This is a genomic window from Cellulomonas massiliensis JC225 (assembly GCF_000312005.1).
Lineage (GTDB): Bacteria > Actinomycetota > Actinomycetes > Actinomycetales > Cellulomonadaceae > Cellulomonas > Cellulomonas massiliensis.
The window spans coordinates 1,966,541-1,968,643 of record NZ_HE978588.1; the positions used below are offsets into that span (position 1 = coordinate 1,966,541).

A 2,103-nucleotide genomic window follows, 5' to 3' on the forward strand; every position below is an offset into this window, starting at 1 on the left:
CCGCCCCGGGTCAGGTCGTCGCGGTGGTGGGGCCCAACGCCGCGGGCAAGTCCACGCTCCTCGACGTGCTGGCCGGCCGCCTGCGGCCGGACGCCGGGACGGTCCGCGTCGGAGCGAGGACGGTGACGGGGCCGGGCGTGCACGTGCCCCCGGAGCGCCGGCGCGTCGCGCTGCTCGGCCAGGAGCCCTTCGTGTTCCCGCACCTCACGGCGCGCGAGAACGTCGCGTTCGGCCCGCGGGCGCGGGGCGTGCCGGCCCGGCGCGCGCGCGAGGAGGCGGACCGGCGGCTCGCGGCCGTCGGGCTCGCCGGTCTGGGCGACCGCCGCCCGGACGAGCTGTCCGGCGGCCAGCGTCAGCGGGTCGCGCTCGCGCGGGCGCTCGCGGCCGGGCCGCAGGTCCTGCTGCTCGACGAGCCCTTCGCCCAGCTCGACGTCCGGACCGCCGCGGGGCTGCGCGAGCTCGTGCGCGACGAGGTCCGTGCGACCGGCACCACGACCGTCCTCGTGACGCACGACGCGCTCGACGTGGCGACCCTGGCCGACGCGGTGGTCGTGCTGCACGAGGGCCGCGTGCTCGACCGTGGCCGGCCGCTCGACGTGCTGGGTGCCCCCACGCACCCGTTCACGGCCGCGCTGGCCGGCCTCAACCTCGTCGAGGGCCGCGTGGAGGAGGGACCCCACGGGCGGGTGGTCGCCGCACCGGGCGTGCGGCTGCGGGTGACCGGCGCTCCTCCCGCGGGCACCGCCGTGCGGGCGACGTTCGCCCCGGGGGCCGTCGTCCTGCGCGGTGGGGATCGCGACGGGCAGGCCGACGGGCAGCCCGACGGTACCGCGGCGGACGGGTGGTCCGCGGCCGTGGTGGACCTCGAGCCGGGTCCGGCGGGCGTGCGCGTCCGCACGACCGGCGACGTGCTCGTCGACCTCGCGGCCACCAGCCCGGTGCTCGCGGGGCTGCGGGTCGGCGACCGGGTCATGCTCGACGTCCCGCCCGTGGCGGTCACGGTCCGGACGGTCGGCGCGACGCCCGGCGGCCCGCCGGGTCAGGTCACGGAGACGCGCAGCTCGTCGTAGCCGGTCGCGCCGTCCGGCACGACGTCCTGCACCGCGCCCGTCTGCGGGCCCGAGGGGTCGGAGGCCCGCACGCGCAGCACGTGGTCGCCGCGCTCCGCGGCCCACGTCCAGCTCCACTGGCGCCACGTGTCGATCCCGCCGTCGTCGGCCAGCGTCGTGTCGTGCCACGGGCCGTCGTCGACGCGCACCTGGACCCCCGTCACCCCCCGGTGCTGCGCCCACGCGACCCCGGCCACGGTGACGTCGCCGGCGGGCACGAGGGCGCCCTCGCGCGGCACGTCGATCCGCGACTGGGTCTTGACCGGGCCCTGGGCGGACCAGCCCCGGTCGGTCCAGTAGGCCGTGGCGTCCGCGAAGCGGGTCACCTCCAGGTCGACGACCCACTTCGTCGCCGAGACGTAGCCGTACAGGCCGGGCACGACGAGCCGGACCGGGAACCCGTGCTCGACCGGCAGGGGAGCGCCGTCCATCGCGACCGCCAGCAGCGCGGCGCGGTCGTCCGTCAGCGCGGTCAGCGGGGTCGAGGCGGTCCAGCCGTCGGCGCTCGTCGACAGGACCATGTCCGCGCCCGCGGTGGGCCGTGCGCGCGCGAGCAGCCGGCGGACGGGGAGCCCCAGCCAGCGCTGGTTGCCGACGAGGTCGCCGCCGACGGGGTTGGAGACGCAGCACAGCGTCACCCACGCCTCCTCGAGGGGCGAGGCGAGGAGCTCGTCCCACGTCAGCGTGACCTCCTGCTCCACGAGCCCGTGCACCCGCAGCTGCCACGTCGACGGGTCGACCTGCGGCACGACGAGGGCCGTGTCGATCCGGTAGAACGCGTCCGGCGGCGTCGCCCACGGGGTCATGCCCGCGGCGCGGACCTGGACGCCCGCGGGGACCGGGGCGGCGGTGCTGCTCGGTGCGGGCAGCCGCACGTCCGCGCGGGCCGCCTGCGTCACGCGGCCCGACGTGCCGGCGGACCGGCCGAGCGCGAGGGTCACCGCCCCGAGCGCCGCCGCCAGGACACCCGCCCGCAGGAACGTGCGCCGGTCCT

The 2,103-nt window shown here is 78.6% G+C and carries 2 protein-coding genes; one reads left to right on the forward strand and one right to left on the reverse strand.

The window, feature by feature from the left end:
- Positions 1-1,070 (forward strand): ABC transporter ATP-binding protein (locus tag HGCM_RS19850; RefSeq protein WP_019136583.1); only part of this gene is annotated, 1,070 nt, incomplete at its 5' end.
- On the opposite strand, the gene HGCM_RS17755 is transcribed toward HGCM_RS19850, so the two are convergent.
- The coding region (locus tag HGCM_RS17755) for a molybdopterin-dependent oxidoreductase (protein WP_019136584.1) at positions 1,040-2,103 on the reverse strand (1,064 nt) is incomplete at its 5' end. The genes HGCM_RS19850 and HGCM_RS17755 overlap by 31 nt on opposite strands.